This is a genomic window from Amycolatopsis sp. cg5 (genome assembly GCF_041346955.1).
Classification (GTDB): Bacteria; Actinomycetota; Actinomycetes; order Mycobacteriales; family Pseudonocardiaceae; genus Amycolatopsis.
On sequence record NZ_CP166849.1, the window covers coordinates 5,183,519 to 5,203,561 of the forward strand.

Annotated in this window: 13 protein-coding genes and 2 tRNA genes; 1 reads left to right on the plus strand and 14 read right to left on the minus strand. The window is 68.3% G+C overall.

The window, feature by feature from the left end; all coding sequences use genetic code 11:
• Window positions 1–43 precede the first annotated feature (43 nt).
• From AB5J62_RS23295 to AB5J62_RS23335, 9 genes are all read right to left on the minus strand, one after another.
• Window positions 44–745, minus strand: a complete 702-nt coding sequence (locus tag AB5J62_RS23295) for an anti-sigma factor domain-containing protein (RefSeq protein ID WP_370942038.1) — start codon at window positions 743–745, stop codon at window positions 44–46.
• Entirely contained in the window at window positions 742–1,350 is a 609-nt protein-coding gene (sigK, locus tag AB5J62_RS23300) for an ECF RNA polymerase sigma factor SigK (protein ID WP_370942039.1), read from the minus strand. The genes AB5J62_RS23295 and sigK overlap by 4 nt, the downstream gene beginning before the upstream one ends.
• Window positions 1,351–1,659: 309 nt before the next feature.
• Entirely contained in the window at window positions 1,660–2,325 is a 666-nt protein-coding gene (locus AB5J62_RS23305) for a fasciclin domain-containing protein (protein ID WP_370942040.1), read from the minus strand.
• A gap of 552 nt (window positions 2,326–2,877) precedes the next feature.
• Entirely contained in the window at window positions 2,878–3,555 is a 678-nt protein-coding gene (locus AB5J62_RS23310; RefSeq protein WP_370942041.1) for a hypothetical protein, read from the minus strand.
• Window positions 3,556–3,625: 70 nt separating this feature from the next.
• Window positions 3,626–4,225 carry an RICIN domain-containing protein gene (locus tag AB5J62_RS23315; RefSeq protein WP_370942042.1) on the minus strand — a complete coding sequence of 200 codons (600 nt, stop codon included), beginning with the start codon at window positions 4,223–4,225 and terminating at the stop codon, window positions 3,626–3,628.
• A 105-nt stretch (window positions 4,226–4,330) separates the two neighbouring features.
• Window positions 4,331–7,222, minus strand: a complete 2,892-nt coding sequence (locus AB5J62_RS23320; RefSeq protein ID WP_370942043.1) for an AAA family ATPase — start codon at window positions 7,220–7,222, stop codon at window positions 4,331–4,333.
• Between the two features lie 497 nt (window positions 7,223–7,719).
• Window positions 7,720–7,792: transfer RNA gene (locus tag AB5J62_RS23325), tRNA-Lys, on the minus strand.
• Between the two features lie 14 nt (window positions 7,793–7,806).
• A tRNA-Gly gene (locus tag AB5J62_RS23330) sits at window positions 7,807–7,879 on the minus strand.
• A 266-nt stretch (window positions 7,880–8,145) separates the two neighbouring features.
• A complete protein-coding gene (locus AB5J62_RS23335; RefSeq protein ID WP_370942044.1) occupies window positions 8,146–8,985 on the minus strand; it encodes an oxidoreductase in 840 nt (279 codons plus the stop codon).
• A gap of 203 nt (window positions 8,986–9,188) precedes the next feature.
• On the opposite strand from AB5J62_RS23335, the gene AB5J62_RS23340 reads away from it, so the two are divergent.
• A complete protein-coding gene (locus AB5J62_RS23340) occupies window positions 9,189–9,635 on the plus strand; it encodes a hypothetical protein (protein WP_370942045.1) in 447 nt (148 codons plus the stop codon).
• 615 nt (window positions 9,636–10,250) lie between these two features.
• Here the strand turns inward: AB5J62_RS23340 and AB5J62_RS23345 are convergent.
• The 5 genes from AB5J62_RS23345 to AB5J62_RS23365 form a co-directional block, all read right to left on the minus strand.
• Complete coding sequence (locus AB5J62_RS23345) at window positions 10,251–12,548, minus strand: LuxR C-terminal-related transcriptional regulator (protein WP_370942046.1); 2,298 nt, start codon at window positions 12,546–12,548, stop codon at window positions 10,251–10,253.
• Between the two features lie 154 nt (window positions 12,549–12,702).
• Entirely contained in the window at window positions 12,703–15,156 is a 2,454-nt protein-coding gene (locus AB5J62_RS23350) for a hypothetical protein (protein ID WP_370942047.1), read from the minus strand.
• 13 nt (window positions 15,157–15,169) lie between these two features.
• Entirely contained in the window at window positions 15,170–16,924 is a 1,755-nt protein-coding gene (locus tag AB5J62_RS23355; RefSeq protein ID WP_370942048.1) for a hypothetical protein, read from the minus strand.
• Window positions 16,921–17,760: a hypothetical protein gene (locus AB5J62_RS23360; protein WP_370942049.1), complete on the minus strand. Its 840-nt coding sequence runs from the start codon at window positions 17,758–17,760 to the stop codon at window positions 16,921–16,923. Before AB5J62_RS23360 ends, AB5J62_RS23355 begins: the two co-directional genes overlap by 4 nt.
• Window positions 17,757–20,042, minus strand: coding sequence for a hypothetical protein (locus tag AB5J62_RS23365; RefSeq protein WP_370942050.1), 2,286 nt, complete (start codon window positions 20,040–20,042; stop codon window positions 17,757–17,759). The genes AB5J62_RS23360 and AB5J62_RS23365 overlap by 4 nt, the downstream gene beginning before the upstream one ends.
• Between the last annotated feature and the right edge of the window lies 1 nt (window position 20,043).

Consider the following 20,043-nt stretch of genomic DNA (forward strand, 5'->3'; position numbering starts at 1 on the left):
TGGGCGACCCACCGAATCAGGTGAAACCTTGGCTACCGGTCGATCATGCGAGCGGAACGCGAACCACGGCAGGAGTCGTCGGTTGCGGTGAGCCCGCCGCGGGTTCGGTCGTGACGGCGACACGGTCGGCATCGGCCGGAAGCGCCGCGGTGAGCGTCCCGGACTCCGCGTGCAGCAACCCGACGGACTGGGCTCCTCGCGGCCCGATGACCCACAGCTGATAAGCGCGGCCCGCACCCAGCGCCGGCAGGCTCCGTGCGGTGATCGCCGCTTCGCCACGCAGCCGGGAGAAGTACACGACCACCGAACAACCGCCGGCGCCACTCGCCCGCACCACGCTCGCGTCCGGCGCGGCGGCGGGTACGGCGAGCTGCGCGGACGGCGCTGGATCCGGCCGGAGCGCACCGATCCCGATCCCGGCGACGAGCGTCGCCGCGGCTGCGATGGCCGCCACCGCGATGACCACGCGGGTGCGCCACGACCGGCGTTCAGCCGATGCGATCTCAGGCGCCGGTGCCAGTTGCCTGGTCTCGGCGATTTCGGTGAGCACCCTGCTGCGCAGCCGGGTGGAGGAACCGGTGGCGACCGCCATCCCGAGTTTCGCGGCGGTCTCGCGGAATCCCGCGACTTCCCGGGCGCAGGTCGGGCAGTGGGCGAGATGCCGGGCGAAAGCAGCACGTTCCAGGTCGGTGACAGCGTCGAGCGCGTAGGCGCCGGCCAGCATGTGAACCTCGGCGCCGCTCATCGGACCGCTCCCAACGCGTCGCGCAGCCGGATCATGCCGTCACGCATGCGGGTCTTGACCGTGCCGATGGCGACACCGAGCTTCTCGGCGACCTCCTGGCACGTCAATCCGTGAAAGTAGGCGAGCAGAATGGACTCGCGCTGCAGTTCGGTCAGCACCGACAACGCCTGGCGCACCAAGTGATTGTCCTCTATGGACATAACGGTCTCGGCGACATCGTCATAGGGCCGCCGCAGGTCGAGCCGGTCCGCGCGGTCCTCGCGGTCACGGGCGGACTGCTCGTGGCGGACCCGGTCGACCGCACGGCGGTGCGCGATCGTCAGCGCCCATGTCGTGACTTTCGCGCGTGCCGGGTCGTACTGGGCGGCCTTGCGCCAGATCTCGAGCAGCACTTCCTGCGTGACCTCCTCGGCCTGCGCCCGAGCCCGCAGCACCTGCAGCACCAGGCCGAAGACAGGTCCGGCGAGCTGGTCGTAGAGCACGGAAAACGCGTCCTCGTCGCCCAGCGCGACCCGGCCGACGAGTTCCTCCGGTGTCGGCGCCGAGACGGTGACGTGGTCACCCGGTAGTCGAAGAGCGGTGACTGTGGCGCTTGCGGCAGCCATGGTGATTCCTTCCCGGCCGGAGCCGAGCCCGCGGCGAATGAACCGCGCTGTCGACGAGTTATCGGAAGTGATTCGTCAGACCAAGGCCTGCGTATTGCCACGAATATCCGGAAGACCAAAACTGCCCCATTGGAGTGAACGCCGCGGGCCGACATCCTCACCACCAATCCAGGCCGAGAACGATCCTCGGGAAGCAACCTGTATCTGCTGCGGTGACCGGTTTTCCGGTGATCACCAGAGGACATGAAAGAGCCGCGACGCCTGGCGTCGCGGCTCTTTCAGCCTATTGTCCTTTGTGGACCGGCGGGGTCACGCCGGGGGCATGAGTACCGAGTCGATCAGGTACACGGTCGCGTTGGCGGTGTGCACGCCGCCGCAGATCACGTTGGCGTCATTGACTTTCAGCGCGTCCTTGCTGCCGCTGACCTTGACCACACCCTTCTGCAGCGAGGTCTGGTCGCCGACGATCTTGTCGGGCGCGACCTGACCCGCGACGACGTGGTAGGTCAGGATCTTGGTGAGCAGCGCGTCGTCGGTCTTGAGCTTGTCGATGGTCGCGGCGTCGATCTTCGCGAACGCGGCGTCGACCGGCGCGAACACCGTGAACTCACCGCCGTTGAGCGTCGAGACCAGGTTGACCTTGGGGTTGAGCTTCCCGGACACCGCCGACACCAGCGTGGTCAGCAGCGGATTGTTGCTCGCGGCGACCGCGACCGGGTCAGCGGACATCCCGGCGACCGAACCCGGTCCACTTGGGACCTTCTCCGCGTACCCCGCACACCCGGAACCGACCAGATCCTTGGCAGGGTCCATCTTCGCCGCCGACGACGGCATCGCAGCCGACGACGGCGCGGCGGCGGGAGCACTGCTGCTCGCGGCGGTGTTCGAACCCGCGTCACTGCCACACGCCGAGACAACAAGAGCGAAAGCGGCCACACCGGCTGCCAGGGTACCGCTGCGAATGCTGCGCTTCATGACTGATAACTCCTAAGTCTGAGATGACAGCCCACCATGGGCCGAAAGCCCCGACACCTCCGAGGCAACGAACAGCCGGAATTCGACGCACCCGACAGCCCGGATGGGCCACATCGATCATCGAGACCATTCCGTTACCCACAGGACACGATCGCCAGCTCACAGTCACATCGAGCAATCCGCCGGAGTCGGTGCGTCGAATTCCAGCTTGCATGTCGCCGCTGTTGTTGTACGGGCGCGAACACCATCTCCTCTGACCGCTTGATCGAGCGCTGCCATCGCGCAGCTTCAAGTCAGGCAGATCAGTTTGCCCAGGCGCTGCCGCCGAGGTCCGTCAAGCGCTAGCCCGGCTCGGTGGCACTTATAACTGACCTTGACACCTCGGGACCACAAAGGGTCAGACACGTATATTTAGGTGCGGCACGTGCCGTGTTCCTCGTATTAATATGAACATTTCACGTCATCCGACCTGCAGTTTTCGCACTACTTGATCACCTCGTACCTGCCTTGCCAGCTGCCAAGGCAGGTACGACTCCGACGTCGTTGATACGCTTATGCCATGCAGGCGGCGCAGGTGCAGTACCGCGGAACGCAGACCGGGCAGTTGCACGCCAAAGGCTGCGGCGATGGTGTGAGTGCTCGGTTTCTGAACGGCTGGTACGCGGGCGTGTAGATCGTTTGCCTGGCGGCGAGCGGAATCTGCAGGACTCCGCCGGCGGGCGTGACGGTGGCGGCGCCGATGGTGGTGAACGGGTCCGGTGTGGCGAACAGCGAGTCGCGTCGGGCACCGAACGCGGCAACCGTGTAGCTGCTCCGCGGCACCACGAGGCTGATCCGCTCGCCGACGCGGGTGGGCACGACCAGACCGGTGCCGGTACGGGTGGAGCCAGTGTCGCTGAGGATCAGGGTAACCGGATCGCCTGAGCGCAGCCCCAGTTGCCGCGCCGGTGCGGTCAGCTCGGGGTTGAGGTAAAGCGACACCGGCGGTGCCGCCCCACGCTGCACGAGCGCCCCCAGTGACACAGCCTTTCCACGCGCGGAATACGCCCGCTCCGGAGTGCCGGCGGAGTTGAAGATCAGCTGGCGGCGGTTGTAGAGATACTCCATGCCGAATGCCAGTGCCAAGCCCCACGGACCGCCCACGAGTGCCGCTGCCGACTGGATTCCGACCGAAACCGCACTTCTGCGTTCGGCATTGCTCCACCGCCAGGACGAATAGTCTTCAGTCATGTCTACCTGCCTTCTGCCTGAGCATCGCGCGGACCGCGGTCGATCCGGCGGTGCGCCTGTCGCTGAAGGGTCACCAGGTCGTCTCGGTCCAGCGCTGGTTGAGCTGGTTGTCGCCGAGGTCGTCCCAGAGTTGCACGCGTGCTCCGTTGAGGCCCCAGTCCTGCGCGGCGGTGTCGAGTACTCGGCCGGATGCCACGTTCTTGAGGACATAGCCGTGGTTGTAGTCGTTGCGGTAGACCCACCACAGTTGGTTGGATTGTTGGGCGCCGAGGCAGTCCCACAGTTGGATGTGTGTGCCGTTGCGGCCGCCATCCTGTGCGGCGGCGTCGAGGCACCGTCTGCTTTCGACGCCCACCACCTGATAAGCGGTGCCGTAGGTGTTGCTGTAAGGCATCAGGCGCAGCCACCACATCTCGCCCTGCTGTGAGGGCGGGTAGCAGTCCCACAGCCAGACGCGGGTGCCGTTCTGGCCGAGCCCCTGAGAGTCGGCGGCAAGGCACCGGCCGCCCGCGTAGCTGGTGAACGCGTAGGGCCCGTACCAGCTGGTGTTCGACGCGGCTGTCGCTGCCTGGGTCGCCATCGCCTGGGATGTCGCCGGGGACAGCAGAGCGGTGAGGGTGATGCCGGCGGCTAGCGCGCCGAGTGCGCGCAGGATTCTGGTTCTGGTCATGATTTTGCTCCACGAGTGAGGATTCACGCTGCCGGAGGGCACCTGGCCAGAACGGTATGCGGGCCCGGTGTCGTGGCCATCCGCTGAATTACTCGGTCGCGGTACTCAGCTTGAGGAATCGGTCCGTGTAGTGATCTCGGTGATCCAGGTGGCGATCTGGCTGCGGGTGGTGAACCCGAGCTTGGTGAGGATGTGCTGAACGTGGTTCTGCGCGGTGCGTTCGGCCACGTGCAACTCGGCGGCGATTTCCCGGTTGGTGAGGCCTCGGCCGACAGCGACGGCGACCTCGTACTCGCGTGCGGTCAGTCCACGCAGCGGGTGCGCTGAGGCCGGGTTCTGAGCAAGCTGGGCCAGCTTCGACCGCCATGGGGCCATGCCCAGCGCGTCCGCGTCCCGGATGGTCCGTGTGGCCAGAGCCTGGGCGCCGGTGATGTCGCCCCGCCTGGCCAGCACGGTCGCCAGCCCCGTGCGGGCCTCGACCACGTGGGCGACCGCTCCCGCGGTGTGCGCGGCGCCCTCCGCTTCGGTCAGGTCGTCGACTGCCCGATCCAGCTCGCCCAGCTGCGCGGCCGCGAGCCCGAGATAGAGCGCAACGGGGCCGCAGTAGTGCTCCACCGAGGTGCCGGACACGACGTGACCCGCGCGGAACGGTTCGAGGAGCGTGCGCAGCTCGTTGACGGCGTCGCGATCATCGAGCCGGACTGCGACCATGATCCCGAAGGCGTACATGATGAGCTGGTGAAACGGTGGTACACGCCAGGTGGGGATGGGCCCGAGTGCGTGGAACTTCGCGGCAGCCTCGTCGAGATAGCCCGCTTCCGCCAGCACCATCGCCGGACATAGATAATCCATGATCCGGTACGCGTGGCCGGGGGTGGCCGCGGTACCCGGTCCGGTCGTGCGGCAGGCCTGCACATGCGGCGCCTCCCGGTCGGTGCCGCAGTGGTGGTCGACGGTCACCAGCAGCGCCATCCGGACCGGGAACGCCGCGGGGTGCCCCAGTGGCTCGACTGTCTGAAACGCCTCGTCCGCCAGGGAGCGGGCTCGGGGGAATTCGCCACGTGCTTGTGCCAGGGCGGCGCGGTAGCGCAGGAGGTGCCAGCGTGCGGTCGGACCTCCCGCCGCCCGCACCCACCAGTCGAGATTCTCCAGGTCGGCTGCCACACCGCGCAGGTCTCCCCTGGCAAACCGCGCGTCGATCCGCCAGGAATAGCCGAGGATGCGATTTGCCGAGCTGTCCATCTGGTCGGCCAGCACCAGCATCTGGTCTGCGAGCCGCTCACGTTCGTCGATGTCGGCAGCACCGCTGCACACCATGTGCCGTGCCCGCAGCGCCGCCGTCGTCGCGTCGGCGTATCCCGTCGCAGCGACGAGTGCCCGTTCGCTGAGGCTCGAGGCTTTCTCTGACTCGTTGACGTAGACGCTGCTCAATGCGAGATGGGCCAGCACCTGAGCCCGGACCTGGGGAGCGCAGCGGTCAAGTTGCTCGGCGGCCTCCGTCAGCCAGCCATGCAGCGTCGTGTCGAGGAGTTCGACGGCGGTCGGCTCCAGCACGAGCGCAGCTTCAGCCAGGAGATCGGGTCGTGCCGCGGAACGGGCGAGCGCGACCGCCTGCCCACAGGTGCGGAACGCCTCGGCCAGGTCGGTTGCCTGCCGCAGCGCCCTGGTCAGCGCTGTCAGCACCGCGAACTGGGCGGCGTCGTCGAGCTCACCTCGCAACGCCTGCCGATACAGCCGGACAGCCTCCTCGTACGAGAGCCGGAGCATCGCCTCGTCACCGGCCATCCGTGCCCACCGGGAGGCTTGCTCGCGCGCGTCCTGGTCGGCCACGAGCGCCCAATGCTGAGCCAGGTCGGACAGGCGCGGTGCCAGCGCGCCCCGGTAATAGGTCTCAAGGGTGACCGCGACCGTGCGGTGCAGCGCGCTGCGCTCCACCGCGGACAGATCAGCCACAATCGCGTCCCGAACCAACGCGTGCCGGAACGAGAGGCAACCGTCGTCGACCGGCATCACCAAGCCGGCAGCTGCGGCCTCGTCCCAGCCACCCAGACAACTCGTCACCGGTCGTTCCAGCGCAGCGGCCACCACCGCCGGCGAGAATGTCCTCCCCAGCACGGCCGCCACCCTCAGTTGGTGCCGGCAGTCCGCGCTCAGCCGGTCGGTCCGGAGTCGGATCGCCGCCCGGACCGTGTCCGGTATGGCATCCCTGGCCTGCCCGATCCGAGCCGCGCGCGCCAGTTCACCGACGAAGAACGGGTTCCCTCCGGTCAGTGTGTGGACGTGGTCCGGCGTCGCCCAGGGGATCGGCTGATCAGACGAGGTGAGGAGCACCGCGACCGCGTCGCGGTCCAGAGCGCCGAGACTCACCCGTGTGGTCCTCGGCCTGCAAAGCAGGTCCAGCAGCGGCTGAGTTCCCAGCTCGGTACTACGCCCCGTGGCAAAGACCAGCAACGGTGCTGACCCGACACCGGCGACCACGTGCCGGAGCAACACCAGCGACGCGACGTCCGCATGGTGCAGGTCGTCGAGCACTACCACCAGCCCGCAGTCCGCCGCGAACTCGGCCAGGAACCGGGCCACCGCGTCGAACACCCGAAATCGCGACTCGGGCTGGCCCTCCAGGTCGATCCGGTCGGCGACCTCTTCCGGAAAGGCCTCCGGCGCCACCACCGCGAGCTCCTTCGTGACACCGATCGCCGCCGCCACCTTCGCCCCGCCCGACTGCGACAACGAACGCAGCACCTGCCGCCATGGCCAGCACGGCGGCGCCCCCTCCGACTCGCTGGCCCTGCCCCACACCGTGACGAACCCACGTGTCTGGGCCATCGCCGTCAATTCCTCGGCCATCCGGGTCTTGCCGATGCCCGGCTCACCGTCGCACACCACCAGCTGTGCCGTGCCGGCCGCGGCCGCGTCCAAACACCCAGCGAGCACAGCCGACTCCGCATGCCGGCCGACCAACCCGACAACCACCCGGCCGCCTCCCTTGACGGCCACCACGACCATCCCTCGGTTTGCCTATCAGGGCGTTCCAACAACTTTGGTCAAGTGTGCGAGGAGCTGGGCAAGTGTATCGGGAAGCAACATTCATGACCCTCGCGGAGTAAAGCGGGCTTTATCCCGCACTGCGAAGCGCATGTTCCGGATGGCGGGCCGTGAAAAACGAGGTCGCCCGGCAAGATGGCTTCCCGTCAGGTAAAGCAATTCCCTCCGACTCGGTCGAGTACCTCCCGTAGGCCGCGCCTCATCTCGTCGTCAACGCCAGTCACCTGGTCGCACCGGCATTGAGGTGGTCGCGCGCCGTGGTGTCGATCCACGTCGGCCGGGGTTATGAGTCCCGGCTGGTTGCCGAACCGCGCGCGGTGCCCTCGCTCGCGGGGCTGAGCCACGTGCGCGGGCAATCTTGGTCATGCGCTCCCCCACCAGGGCTCGAACCTGGTCCAACCCGGTAACAGCGGGCCGTGCAGCCGGTTACACCTCGGGGGAATGTCGCGTGGGCCGCCAGGGGTTCGAACCCTGAACCCGCCGAGTAAGAGTCGGCTGCTCGTCCAATTGAGCTTGCGGTCCGGAATACTGCACCGAGCGGTCGGAGGGCATCGAACCCTCTGCTTCGGTTTGGAAGACCGACGTGTCCGCCGAGTTCACCACGACCGCTAGATTTTGTTCCAGCACAATGAAGAAAGCCGCCCTAATCGGTTTACCGATGGGCGGCTTTCTCGACATGACGAGTTCTAGGTCATGACGGGAATTCCGCGCACGTCAGCATCTTGGCGGGATTGTGATGGCCCGCGCATACGGCAGCGATCGCGACGGCCATGCCCGGCCGCTGCGTTCCTCGCTTCCCCATGTTCGTCATCGTGACCCCTCTGCTTGATTGCGTGAAACCATGATTGCCCGCCGACGCCCGTGCGTCAATCGCATTAATCGAGGTCGGTTCCGCGGCTTACTTTCTCCCAGTTGGACAGGTCGGTGGCGATCGACTCGTGGTGTGCGCGGATGGCGTCGACCGCGTCGTCGCCGAGTGCGAGGCGGAGTGGGCGGTTCGGGCAGCCGACCGCGCGCAGGATGGCGGCCGCGGCCTTCGCCGGGTCGCCTGGCTGGGTGCCGTGCATCGTCTCGACGGCTTCGCGGGTGTCCGAAGTGGACAGTTCGTAGGCGTCGATCGTGCGGGAGCGCTGCAGGCGGCCGCCGCCGAACTCCGTGCGGAACGCGCCGGGCTCGACGATCAGCACGCGCACTCCGAAGGGCGCGACCTCGGCGGCGAGTGCCTCCGAGAGGCCTTCGAGTGCGAACTTCGCCGCGCTGTAGGCGCCGAAGCCGGGCAGTGCCACCTGGCCGCCCGCCGAGCTGATCTGGACGATCGTCCCGTCGGCTTGGGCGCGCAGGTGTGGCAGCGCGGCCTTGGTCAATTCCACCGCGCCGAAGAAGTTCACCTCCATCAGCGCGCGCAGCTCGCTCATGGTGAACTCCTCGACCGCGCCGACCGCGCCGTGACCGGCGTTGTTGACCACGACGTCGAGGCGGCCGAAGGTCTCGACCGCGGTCTTCACGGCGGCCTCCACCTGGCCGGCGTCGGTGATGTCGAGTGCCGCCGTCCGGATCCGGTCGCCGCCCTTCGCTTCGAGGTCGGTCAGCGTTTCCGGCCGGCGGGCGGTGGCCAGCACCCGGTCGCCTGCGGCCAGCGCGGCCAGCGCGATCTCCCTGCCGAAGCCGGCGGAGCAGCCGGTGATGAGCCAGACACGGCCGTCGGTGTTCGTCATGAGTGCTTCCTCCCTCGTCGTCTTCCAACCCCTGAGTCTGGCGATGCGGCTCGCCGGGAGCACCTTCAATCCAGCTGTGTTCCGAAGGTCCGCCGCCGGGAAGATCACGAATCGGAATCGGCGGCAACCCGGGTATTCCGGCGGCGTCTCTTGGGGCAACAGCAAAGTCTGCTGCCAATGGGGAAAGAAAACTGGGGAATCACATGAAGGCACGTATTGCCGCCGCCGGTGCGCTGCTCGCCGTCGGCACGGCCGGACTCGTCATGGCGCCGTCGGCCAGCGCCGGGTACAACGCGATCATGCTGCCGGGCGGCACGCAGACGGTCAAACCGGGCTCCAACCTGGTGGTCAACACCAAATGCCAGCTCTCCGACCTCAAGCTCGGCAAGCTGACCTCGCCGGTGATCGCCACCGTCCAGGGCCCCAGCGAGACGAGCTACGGCGAGGGACCGCACTACTGGTCGTACGAGGTCGCCATCAAGAAGGACGCGAAGCCGGGCAGTTACCCGATCACCCTCGACTGCTACGGCAAGAAGATGAGCGGGACGTTGAAGGTGCCGGGCACCGTGACCAAGAAGCCGGCCTCGCCGCAGGTCGCGGTCAAGCCGAAGGGCGCTCCGCAGACGGGCGGCGGCGCCACCGCCGCGTAAGCCGGTGTCGTGCGCGTTGCGGGCGGTTATTGAGCGGAAGGCCAAATGTGGCGTCTTACGCTCGGGCGCGGCTGAACCACACAAAGGCCACCCTTGTAACGCTGAGCGTGACATGGGCCCCCTTCGTCACGTCTCAGACTCCAGCAAAACCGCGTGAAAAGGACATAGCGGACCGCATTTCGCGTCTGGCGTCCATGGTGGACACGAAATCGGGTGTAGTTCACCAGCGAGACGACGTGAACGCCCCGTTCACAACGTTCAACGTCGCGAACGAGGCGTTCACGCCATCCCACCTGGCGCAGCGACCACAAGTGCCCGCCACATTTGCCCTTCCGGACGTTATTTGGCCGGAACGGCAAACGTGGCGGGCGAGTGGAACCTTTGCTGCATCTAACGCAGCAGAGGCTCCACTCGCCCGTGGCAAGCCGGGGTCGTCGTGGGGGTCGTGAGTGGTACGGCCGGTTCTAACCGGTCTAAACACTCGCGACCCCCACCCCCGCTCAGCCGCGAAATGCCGTGCGTCCGGGCCTCGCGACGTGACCTCGTCAGCCAGACCGACGCACGCCACATTTGCCCTTCCCCTCAATAGAACCGCCCGCAACGCGCACGAGCCCTTTACCGTGACGAAAGCACGATGGCGGCCAATTCCGTCCTTCCACTCACGCCCAATTTCGCGAAAATGTGCTTGAGGTGCGTTTCCGTCGTGTACCGCGAAATGTAAAGTTTCGCCGCGATTCGAGGGTTGGAAAGGCCTTCGGCGACGCACTGGGCGATCGCCGTCTCGGCCGGGGTGAGCAGGTCGAGGCCTTGGCCCGACGGTCTCGGCGGTCTTCGACGCAGCACGGAGAACCCGGCCGCGCGAGCTGTCGCGGTGCACCGGGCCTCATCACGGACGGCGCCCAGCGATCGGTAGATCTTGATGGCCTCCAAGAGGCTGTCCTTGGTCTGCCTGGCCTCGCACGCACGGGCGAGTTCGTAGACGCGCGGCGTCGCGCGGTAGGCCTCGATCGCCTCGTCGAGCAGGCCGAAGTCCTGATCGAGGAGGCCTTGGGCGTGCGCGGCCGCGGCCGCGTTGCGGGTGGTGAGCCAGTCGACGATCGAGGGATCCCGGGTCAGGCGGGCCAGGTCGACGGCCATCCCCCAGTTGCCGAAGAAGGAATGCAGCTTCGGCGTCGTCTCCCAGGCGGTCCGCGCGGCGCGGGCGGGGTCCTTGCCCTCGGCTTCGAACAGCAGGGCACGTGACCACCAGTGCAGGTTCGAGTCGCCGTCGCCGAGGAGCGAGACGGCTTCGGTGAGCTGATTGCGGGCGATGGCGACGCGCGCGCGGATCGCGTCGGACGGGCTGATCTCGTCCCACTCGCCCGCGAGAAAGCCGACCATGGCCAGTGCTTCGTGATGGTCGGCGAGTTTGCCGGTGCCGTTGGCGATGCCGGCTTCGAGCGCCTGTTTGGCGGCGACGAACCGGTCCGCCTGCAGATGGGCGGCGGCGATCGGGATCTGCGGGGCGAGTAGATCCGCGCACCAGGATTCGAGTTCCGTGGCCTGGCCCGCCGCGACGATGGCCTCGTCGAGCTCGCCGGCGGCCACGTGTGCCCATGCTCGGGCGACGAGCGCGGTGGCCTGCGCGTCTTCGGTTCCGGTGACGACGACCGGCCGCGGCTCCCCCGCCTGCGCCCGGATGAGCGCCGCGGTGGCGACCGGCCACGGGTCCGTGCCCGGCTCGACGGCCACGCCCAGATGCAGCGCGGCGACCTCGCCCAGCGGGCCGCGCGTGCCGGGGAAAGACTGCCGCGCGCCTTCGACGTCGCCCGCGGCCAGTCGCAGCAGGGTGAGCTCCGCGCGCAACTCCGTCCTTTCCGGATACTCGACGCCCGCCGTCTCGACCGCACGGGCGGCGAGCGCGGCCGCCGACGTCGCCGAATACAGGCCGACGCGCTTGGCCGCGGCGCGCAGCCGTTTCACGGCCTGGAAGTCGCCCGGCTCCGCGCCCTCGGCCAGGTGCACGGCGATGCGCGAGATCGGGGCCTCGCGCGCGTCCAGCGCGTCGGCGACATGGATGTGCAGCGCTCGCCTGACCGAAGTCGACATGCGACCCAGGACCCGTTGGCGCACAACGCCATGCGCGAAGCTCAGCCCACTGTCCTTATCGGACACCAGCCTGGCTTCCATCGCGGGCCCGAGCGCGCGGACGGCGTTGATCAGCGGCTGGTCCATGGCGGCGGCGACGTCGGCCACCGTGAATCGCGCACCCAGGATCGCGGCCAGCCGCAGCGCCTCGAAGGTGCTCTCGGGCAACGGCGCGAGCCGCTGATCGACCATGTCGCCCACCGCGTCGGGCATCCTGGCCGTGGCGGTGTCGGCGCTGCCTCGGCTGAGCGTCAGGCCCGGCCGGAGCGCCTGCACCATGGCAACGGCCAGGCCGGGGTTGCCCCCGGCCGCCTTGAGCAGGCGCCGGAGGCCTGGCCCGGCGCGCATACCGAGCAGGTCTTCGGCGAGCGCGATGACCGCCTTCTCCGGCAGCGGGCCCAGTTCGAGCCCGGCACCCTTGTCCACTGTGGACACGATCGCCGGAACCTCGGGCCGTATCTCGGCCAGCACCTCGGCCGACCCCGGATCCAGGTGGTGCACGTCGTCCAGCACCAGCACGGGTCGCGTCAGCCGCAGCCGCGCGACCAGCTCGTCGTGACCCGCCTCCGGCATCCCGAGCAGCACCCGGAACGTCCGGTACTCCCGCCGCCGATCATGCGCCGCGACCCGGCCGCCGACCACCTCGAACCCGGCGGCCAGCGCGGCACGGGCGGCGACGGCGAGCAGCACGCTCTTGCCCGCACCCGGCTCACCGAACACGACCAGCCCCGACCCCAGCGCCGCTTCGATCCGCGCGCACTCTTCTTCCCGTCCCCGCACCTGCACCGCGTGATCGAAACACGGCCACCGGCCCGGCCACACCGTCCTGAGTGGATCCGTCCCTTTGACACGGTGATCATTTCCCCAACAGCCCGGCCGATCGTGCAATCGGGTCGTGAGTGGTATCGCCGGTTAGAACCGGCGATACCACTCACGAGGGTCAGGCGGGGAGGCCGACGATCAGGGTGTTGACCGAGGTCTCGCCGCGCTGGCCGGGCCGGGGCAGGCCCTTGGTCGTGTAGCCCTCGACCTCGTAGGCGTACTGCAAGGCCGCCCCCGGCTGCACCAATGTCACCGGCACCGTCGTGGGAGCGCTGGGCCGGAACAGCACCTCGGCGTCGTCACCGCCGGCGCCGAGGCCGCGCAGGCGGACGCGGACCGCGACGAGGCCCGCGCCGGTCAAGTCACCGCTGGCCAGCGACACGTTCAGCTTGTGCGCCACGCCGACGCCGTCCGTCAGCACATACGCCCCGGTGACCGGAGTGGGTTCGCCTTCGAAGACCGAACCGTCGGTGCGGACGATGGTCGGCGTCGCGATCACCTTCGCAGGCGGGTTGAGCAGCGCGGGGAACTTGACCGTGAGCGAGCTGAACGGAGTGCCGCCGGGAACGGTGATCTGGTTCGTGCGGGTGTAGCCGGTCTGGGCTTCCGTGTAGGTCAGGTCGACCATGGCTTCGATGATCGTCGACGGGTCGAGCATCGAATACAGCTTGACCACCGCCTCGCCGACGAACGGGGAGTTGATCACCAGTGAGCTGGACTCGGTGCTGATCGGCTCGCTGGTCACCCAGTCCGTGCGGTACCGGACGTTGCCCGGCAGGAAATACGTCGCGCGGTAGCGGTACACCTTCGAAGCCGACTCGCTGAGCCTGAGCCGCCAGTGCCTGCTCTCCCCCGGCTTGAGCACCAGGGTCCGCCGGTCGGCGAACGCGCCGTTGACGTACTCCAGTTCCAGCTGGACCTGCGCGATCGACGGGTCCAGCAGCCCGGTCAGGATCTCGAGATCGAACTTGTCCAGTGCGTCGAACGGGTTGACGGTGACCGCGCGGGCCGTGGTGGTGATCCAGTCCGAGGTGAAGCTCGGCTCGTCGCCCGCCCATTCCGAGTCGGACGCGAAGTCCACGCGGATCTGGTACTTGTACGCCAGGTCCTTGTGGTCGTTCAGCCAGGCCTGGAACGACTTCGCCGCGCTGTCGGACGGGGTGAAACGGAAACCGGCCGTGGTCGGGGTCTGGCCGGGGCGTGGCTCGGCCGGGTACTGGACGTTGACCGAGACCACGGTGATCTTCTCGGCCGCGAGGTCGGCGCCGAGCGCGAAGCCCGCGGTGACCCTGGTGAAGAAGTCGCTGTCGAGGTCGACCTCCTTGATGGCGCGGCGCAGGTCCATGCCGTCGACCAGCGTCGAGAACAGGCCCTGCGGCGCCGCGTCGCGCTTGACCGCGCTCTGCATGGAGTACTCGAAGTCGCGCTCCTTGAGCTCTTCCTGACGGTAGTGCTTCAGGGAAAACCCGACCTGCAGGCCGAAGCCCAGCTTGTTCGCCGCGCCCTGGCCAGCAGGCGCCGGGCCTGGCGGGTTGGCGGCCGCGTTCTCCTTCGCCGCCGACGGGTTGTTGGACTTGGCGTCGGTCGGGGGCGGCGCCGGGGTCGGGGCCTGGGTGGTCGGCTGGCCGTAGCCGGGGATGAGCGGACCCTGCTGCACCTGGGTGAGCGGGGTCAGCATGCTCTGCAACGCGCTGAGCGCGCCGGCGCCCTGGCTGGCCTTCATGAAGGCCGGTGGCTCCAGCGAGGACTTGAAGAAGTCCTTCAGCAGCTCGGTCTTGAACCAGTCGAACGCCGCGTCGGCCTGCTTGCGCAGGTCGGCGTCGTCGGTGAAGTTCACGACGTCGACCTTGATGTGGCCCTGGTCGCGCAGGTTCTGCCAGGCGAGGTCGATGTCGACTCCGGCGCTGATCAGGCCGACACCGGCCTTCACCCCGAACTGGGTCTCCAGGTGCGTGTAGATCCGCTTGTAGTCGGCGTGGATCTTGACGTCGAACGCCGGGCGCAGGCCCAGGTATTCGAGGTCGTAGATGACGCCGATCGGGCTGATGCCGGACCGCAGCGCGGCCTCCATCAGCAGCGCGCCCTCGTGCGAGAGCACCACGCCGAAGGTGGCGCGGTTGAAGCCGATCAGCGACGGCTTGCCGCTTTCGAAGACCTCCTCGAAGAACTCCAGTCCACGCTGGACTTCCGGGGTCGCGCCGGGCGCGTCGGCCAGGTCCTTGGTGATCGACAGCCGCACGGTGCCGTCGGTGAACGGGATCGGCGTCAGCTTGACGTTGCCGCCACTGAACACCGCCAGCTGTTTCTTGACCTCCTTGAGCTGCGCGTCGGTCACGCCGAGATCCACGGTGAAGGCGAGGAAACCGCCGCCGAGACGCTGTTTGTCCTCATCGGACAGATTGGGGTTGTCGGTGATGTCGCGACGGTAGATCAGCAGCTGGAACTCGGGAACGCCCTCGTTGAGCGCGAGGCGGGGCCGCTCCGGCGCGTAGAAGAACAGGTCCGGATCGGCGTGATCGCGGAACAGCATCAGCCCGTTGATCGGGCCGATGGGTTTGTCGAGATAGAGCATGGTGGTTCTCCGCTCAGATGAGGACTTCGTCGGGCAGCAGGTAGAAGTAGATCCAGTTGGCGAGGTCGGCTTCGCTGATCGACTCGACCGCGCCGCCGGTGTCGACGTAGGCACGCGGCGGGTTGACCGCGTTGCCGCCGTTCAGCGCCCCGCCGGGGAGCGTGCCGGTGTACTGCGGGTTCTTGAACAGCACCCGGCCGTTCGCGCGGCGCAGCCCGAGCACCATGTGCGCGCCGTACCCCTTCTTCGGCGGGGTGATCGGCACGTGCGGGTCGTTGCCCCAGTAGGTGGCCAGCAACACCGGCTGCTGCCTGCTGTCCAGGTCGTCGAGGAAGGTCTTGGCGATCGCCTGCTGGCTGGCGGCGAACTCGGGCGTCGCGGGTGTGCCGCTGACCGGGGCCAGCATGAAGTTGACCCCGAACAGCGCGTCGGCGACCCGCTTGGCCTCCTGTGGCAGGAGGCCGCCCGCGAACACCGCGGCGAAGACCGCCTTGATGCCGTCCTCGGTGCCGTTGTTCGCCGGGAACCGCCCGCCCCAGCCGAGCTTGATCATCGCGCCCTGGAAGGCGATCTCGCTGAAGGTGCGCATCGAGAACGGGTCGCTGGAGCCCGGCACGAAGGAGCCGTCCGGCTGCAGCGCCGGCGTGACCGCGTACCGGCCGACCTGCAGCACCCCGGCAGGCACGTCGGCCGCGGTGCCGTCGGCCAGTTCGACGACCCCGGCGGAGCTGAGCCAGCCCACCTGGAGCCGGACGTACTCGGCGGGGTTGACCGTCATCATCAGGGTCTGCATCGAGGTGGGCACGCAGGTGCCCGCGTAGCCCTGGTTGGTCTGCCCGTTCGGGTCGATGATCTCGGTCAGCACGTCGCCGAGCAGCTGCTCCCGGTTGATGCCGCGCAGGTCCGGATGGGGCGTGATGACCAGCAGCTCGACGAGCAGCTGCACCAATGTCTTGCCGCCCTTGAGCGCGCGCTTCTCGATCACCGGGGTGGTCACGCCGCTGCCGGTGATCGCGCGCCGGTCGAGCAGCGCGGGCAGCTTCGCGCGCGCGTCGTGCCCGAACAGCCACAGCCGCAGCAGGTTCACCCTGGTCGGCAGGTCGGCGTCGCGGAACGCCTGGTGCGCGCACAGCTGGACCAGCGCGCGCCGCTGCGGATCGGTCTCCGGCAGCCGCCGCCACACCGCGAGCGCGACGTCCGACCAGAGGGTCGGGAAGCCCGGCACCCCACCGAGTCCGGCGATCGCCTGCTCGTCCGGCGGCACCTGCGACGACGGGCTCGCGCTCAGCGGCAGGATGCCGATCAGCGGCGCGCGCATGGCGTGATCGCCCGCGTACGCCTCGTCCGGCGGCCAGATGGTGGCGTTCGACGCGCCCGGCGCCTGGATGCGCACGCGGTAGTACAGGTTGCGCGCGAAGGTGGTCTTGGCCGGCGTGCTCAGCGTCTTGATCGACTCCTGGACGTAGGCGTCCCAGAGGCTCTGCGGGATCGACCAGGTGGCGCGGTTCCCGCTGAGCTCGATCGACTGCGCCGGCACGGTGACCGTGTACCGCGAGCCGTCGTCGCGGGTGAGGTTCGCGGTGTACGGGCGGTCGGTGCTGTAGTACCGCAGCTGGCTGGGATAGGCGGCCGGGGTGCGCAGCGCCTGCGGGTCCCAGGCCAGCTCGACCACGGCGACGCCGTTCTCGTCGGAGTTGATCTCGAACACCGGCGGGCTGCCGCCGCCAGGCCAGTTGCGGATGAAGGTGTTGATCCTGACCCAGGTCATCGGTCTTCCTTTCGGGGTAACGCGAGATAGGCGCGTGCGGTGGCGACCTGGCCCGCTTCGAGGTCGACTTCGACCTCGGCGGCGCGGCCGATGCGCACGCCGCGGGTGTCCCCGCGGTAGCCGTTCGCGAGTTGGTAGAGGGCTTCGGCGTGCCTGCCGTCGCCGCCGAGCGAGTCGATCCAGTGCGCCAGCCGGCGCCGTTTCGCCTGGTCCTCGACGGAGTAGGCCCAGCGGCTGGTGCCGAGGCTGACGCGGACGCCGGACGGGCCGAACCGCGCGGCGAGGCTCCACGGGCCCGCGGTGCGCGACACCGCGAAGCCGTGCAGGTCGTCGAGCAGCGGGGTGGCCAGCCGCCACAGCGCCGGGTCGACGATGTCGCGCACGCGCACGTCACGGTCGAACTGCCAGCCGATCTCGGGGCCCAGTACCGGATCTTCGGTGACGCTGTAGATCCGGCCGAACGGGCCGACGCGCGCGTGCAGCGGTGCGAACCGATCGTCCACTATGGACTCGGCGTGCGTGAAGGCTTCGGCGTTGTGGCCGAGGTAGAGCCGTCGCTCCCAGCGGCGCGTGGTCTCCCCCTTGGCCGCCGTGACCCCGTGCCAGCGCTGGACGTTCAGCGTCGACACCGGGTCGGGCCGCACCTGCAGGTCGAGCACCCGGCCGCCGGGCGCGCCGACGCCGAACACCGCGGCCGACCCGCCGTCGAGGCAGGTGCGGCCGTCACGCTCGGTTTCGCCGTCGTCGAGGCCGGGCAGCGCGTCGGCCACCGCCCGCGCCTGCGCCCCGAGCCCCGCCAGCAGCGCGGCGAGGAACGGGGCTTCGGCGACGGTCATTGCGGTGGCACCGTCGACAGCATGAGGAAGCTGTCGCTGGCCGTGTACGGACCACGGAACCGGCTGAACCCGTTGCGCATCAAGTACTCCACCGTGACGGTGTAGGCGCGCGCGTTCGGATTCTTCAGCTGGAGCGACCACTTCTGGCCCCGGCCCGGCGCCGTGAAGTCCTGCACCGACTTCGGGTGATAGTTGTTCGCTTCGTCGTCGTAGGCCAGGGTGACCGTGATCTTCTGCACCCCGTTGTCCGTGAGGGGCGGGCCCGTCAACTCGGGCTCGACGTCCCACAGCGCGGCGAACTTGTTGCCCACCAACAGGGTCGACCGGTTCGTCTCCACCCAGCCGGTCTCCAGCACGGTCCCGTCGGTGGCGATCAGCGTCTGGCTGTAGCGGTACCGATCGCGGTCACGGACCGCACGCGGGAAACTCCAGCGCAGCGCGCCCAGGTTGTTCTTGTCGAAGGTCAGGGTGGTCGACTCGTAGATGCCGTGTTCCTCGTCCGAGTACTCGAGCGAGAGGAACAGCCGCTCGACCTTGCCAGGTTCGATCAGCGACACGTTGACCGTGAACAGGTTCGGCCTCGGGTCGTCGAGCGGCACCAGGTCGCTCGCCGTCTTGCCGAGCACCGGCGGGGTGGTGCCCGCGGTGTCCGAACGCTTGTAGTCGAGGCGGTACTCGACGTCGTCCGGCGCGCCCTTGCGGGACCGGAACACCGGTGTCCACTTGGGACTCTGCCCGGTGACCAGCGCCGAGTCCTGGAAGCTCCAGCCGGTGCCGGGGTCCCGGTACTTGATGCCGACCAGCACTTCCGGGAACAGGTCCGCGCGCAGGTTGCTGAGCCGGATGAAGTCGATCCGGTGCTCCTTGTACAGCTCGGCCGGGTTGACGGTCAGCGCGCCGCTGCTCGCCTCCCGCCACGGCGAGGTGAGCAGCACGTCGTCGCCGACGATCGCGTTCGGGCCGAACGCGACGGTGTACCGGTAGTGGAAGGTGGTGCCGACGGCCGGATCGAACCAGCCGGCGACCTCACCCTTCTGGTGCGCGTTGTCGAGCACCAGCGACCAGCGGCGCGCCTGCGCCGTCGGGCCGTCCGCGCCCATCGGGCCGTAGGCGACGTCGACGATGATCCGCTGCACGGCGTCCTCGGCGAAGTCGGCGCTGGCCAGCACCTCGAACTTCACCTGACGCCACAGGTCGTCGTCGCCGCGGACCACGGTGATCACCTGGTCGCGGTTCAGCGGCGGCTGGAAGTCCTGCCAGAACATGCTCAGGTGGGCCTGCGGCGCGATGGTCCGCTGGACCGCCCGGTTCACCGTGTAGTCGATGTCCAGCTTCCGGATCTGCTCGACGTCCAGCGTGCGCTTGCTGCTGACGAAACCCTTGGGCAGCAACAGCATGTCGCGCATTCCGCCGAGGAACCCGATGATCGAGTCCGGCACGTCGCGGTCGAGCAGCTCCTGCGGGTTCGGCTTGGGCTCGAAGAACTTCTCCCAGACGAACTGCGCGAGCTGCTTGCGCACCTCGTTGAACTCGGCGAGCATCGCCTCTTCGTCGACGCCCTCGACGGTGCCGGTGATCTTCACGAGCTTGGTGTCGAGCAGCTTCTCGGTGATCTTCTCGACTTCTTCCGACGAGAAGAAATGCCGGTCCTTCTGGTATTCGCGGATGTAGGAGTATACCAGCGACCAGTCGGCCTCGACGTGCACGTTGAACGTACGCTGCATCGCCGGATAGTCCAGCTCGTAGGTGACGCCCGCGGGCAGGAACCCGTCGAACGACGCGAGCACCAGCGCGGCGGCCTTCTTCGTGAGCATCACGCTGAAGATGGCCCGGTTCTCGCCGTACAGCGACGGCGTCGCCGTGGCCTCCAGCACCGTGACCCAGTCCTTGTCCGGCTCTTCAGCCGGATTTTCGCCGGGCTGCTGGGAGCGCCGGTCGAGGAAGGTCAGCCTGGCTCTGCCGGAACGGTAGAGCAACGGCGTCAGGCGCGGTTCGACGTCGAGGTCGAGGTCCTGCCTGATCTTGGCGGCCACCTTGTCCAATGTGGACTTCGGCCAGTCCAATGTGGTGTCGAAGACGAGGAACGCGGCCGCGTCCTCCTTCTCCGGCGGCAGTTCGTCCAGGTTCTCCTTGTAGACGAGCAGGCGCACGGCCGGTCTGCCGTGCTCGTCGAGCGCGAGGTGCGGCCGGTTCGGGAAGTACCAGAACTGGGTGGGATCGGTGAAGTCCCGGCCGACGACCACGCCCTCGATCGTGTAGAAAGGCGGGCTGAGTGAAAGCATC

Excerpts from the sequence above, each read along its gene's own strand:
- AB5J62_RS23295 (WP_370942038.1), bottom strand. The coding sequence starts at position 745 with ATGAGCGGCGCCGAGGTTCACATGCTGGCCGGCGCCTACGCGCTCGAC.
- sigK (WP_370942039.1), bottom strand. The coding sequence starts at position 1,350 with ATGGCTGCCGCAAGCGCCACAGTCACCGCTCTTCGACTACCGGGTGAC.
- AB5J62_RS23305 (WP_370942040.1), bottom strand. The coding sequence starts at position 2,325 with ATGAAGCGCAGCATTCGCAGCGGTACCCTGGCAGCCGGTGTGGCCGCT.
- AB5J62_RS23310 (WP_370942041.1), bottom strand. The coding sequence starts at position 3,555 with ATGACTGAAGACTATTCGTCCTGGCGGTGGAGCAATGCCGAACGCAGA.
- AB5J62_RS23315 (WP_370942042.1), bottom strand. The coding sequence starts at position 4,225 with ATGACCAGAACCAGAATCCTGCGCGCACTCGGCGCGCTAGCCGCCGGC.
- AB5J62_RS23335 (WP_370942044.1), bottom strand. The coding sequence starts at position 8,985 with ATGACGAACACCGACGGCCGTGTCTGGCTCATCACCGGCTGCTCCGCC.
- AB5J62_RS23340 (WP_370942045.1), top strand. The coding sequence starts at position 9,189 with ATGAAGGCACGTATTGCCGCCGCCGGTGCGCTGCTCGCCGTCGGCACG.
- AB5J62_RS23350 (WP_370942047.1), bottom strand. The coding sequence starts at position 15,156 with ATGCTCTATCTCGACAAACCCATCGGCCCGATCAACGGGCTGATGCTG.
- AB5J62_RS23355 (WP_370942048.1), bottom strand. The coding sequence starts at position 16,924 with ATGACCTGGGTCAGGATCAACACCTTCATCCGCAACTGGCCTGGCGGC.
- AB5J62_RS23360 (WP_370942049.1), bottom strand. The coding sequence starts at position 17,760 with ATGACCGTCGCCGAAGCCCCGTTCCTCGCCGCGCTGCTGGCGGGGCTC.
- AB5J62_RS23365 (WP_370942050.1), bottom strand. The coding sequence starts at position 20,042 with ATGCTTTCACTCAGCCCGCCTTTCTACACGATCGAGGGCGTGGTCGTC.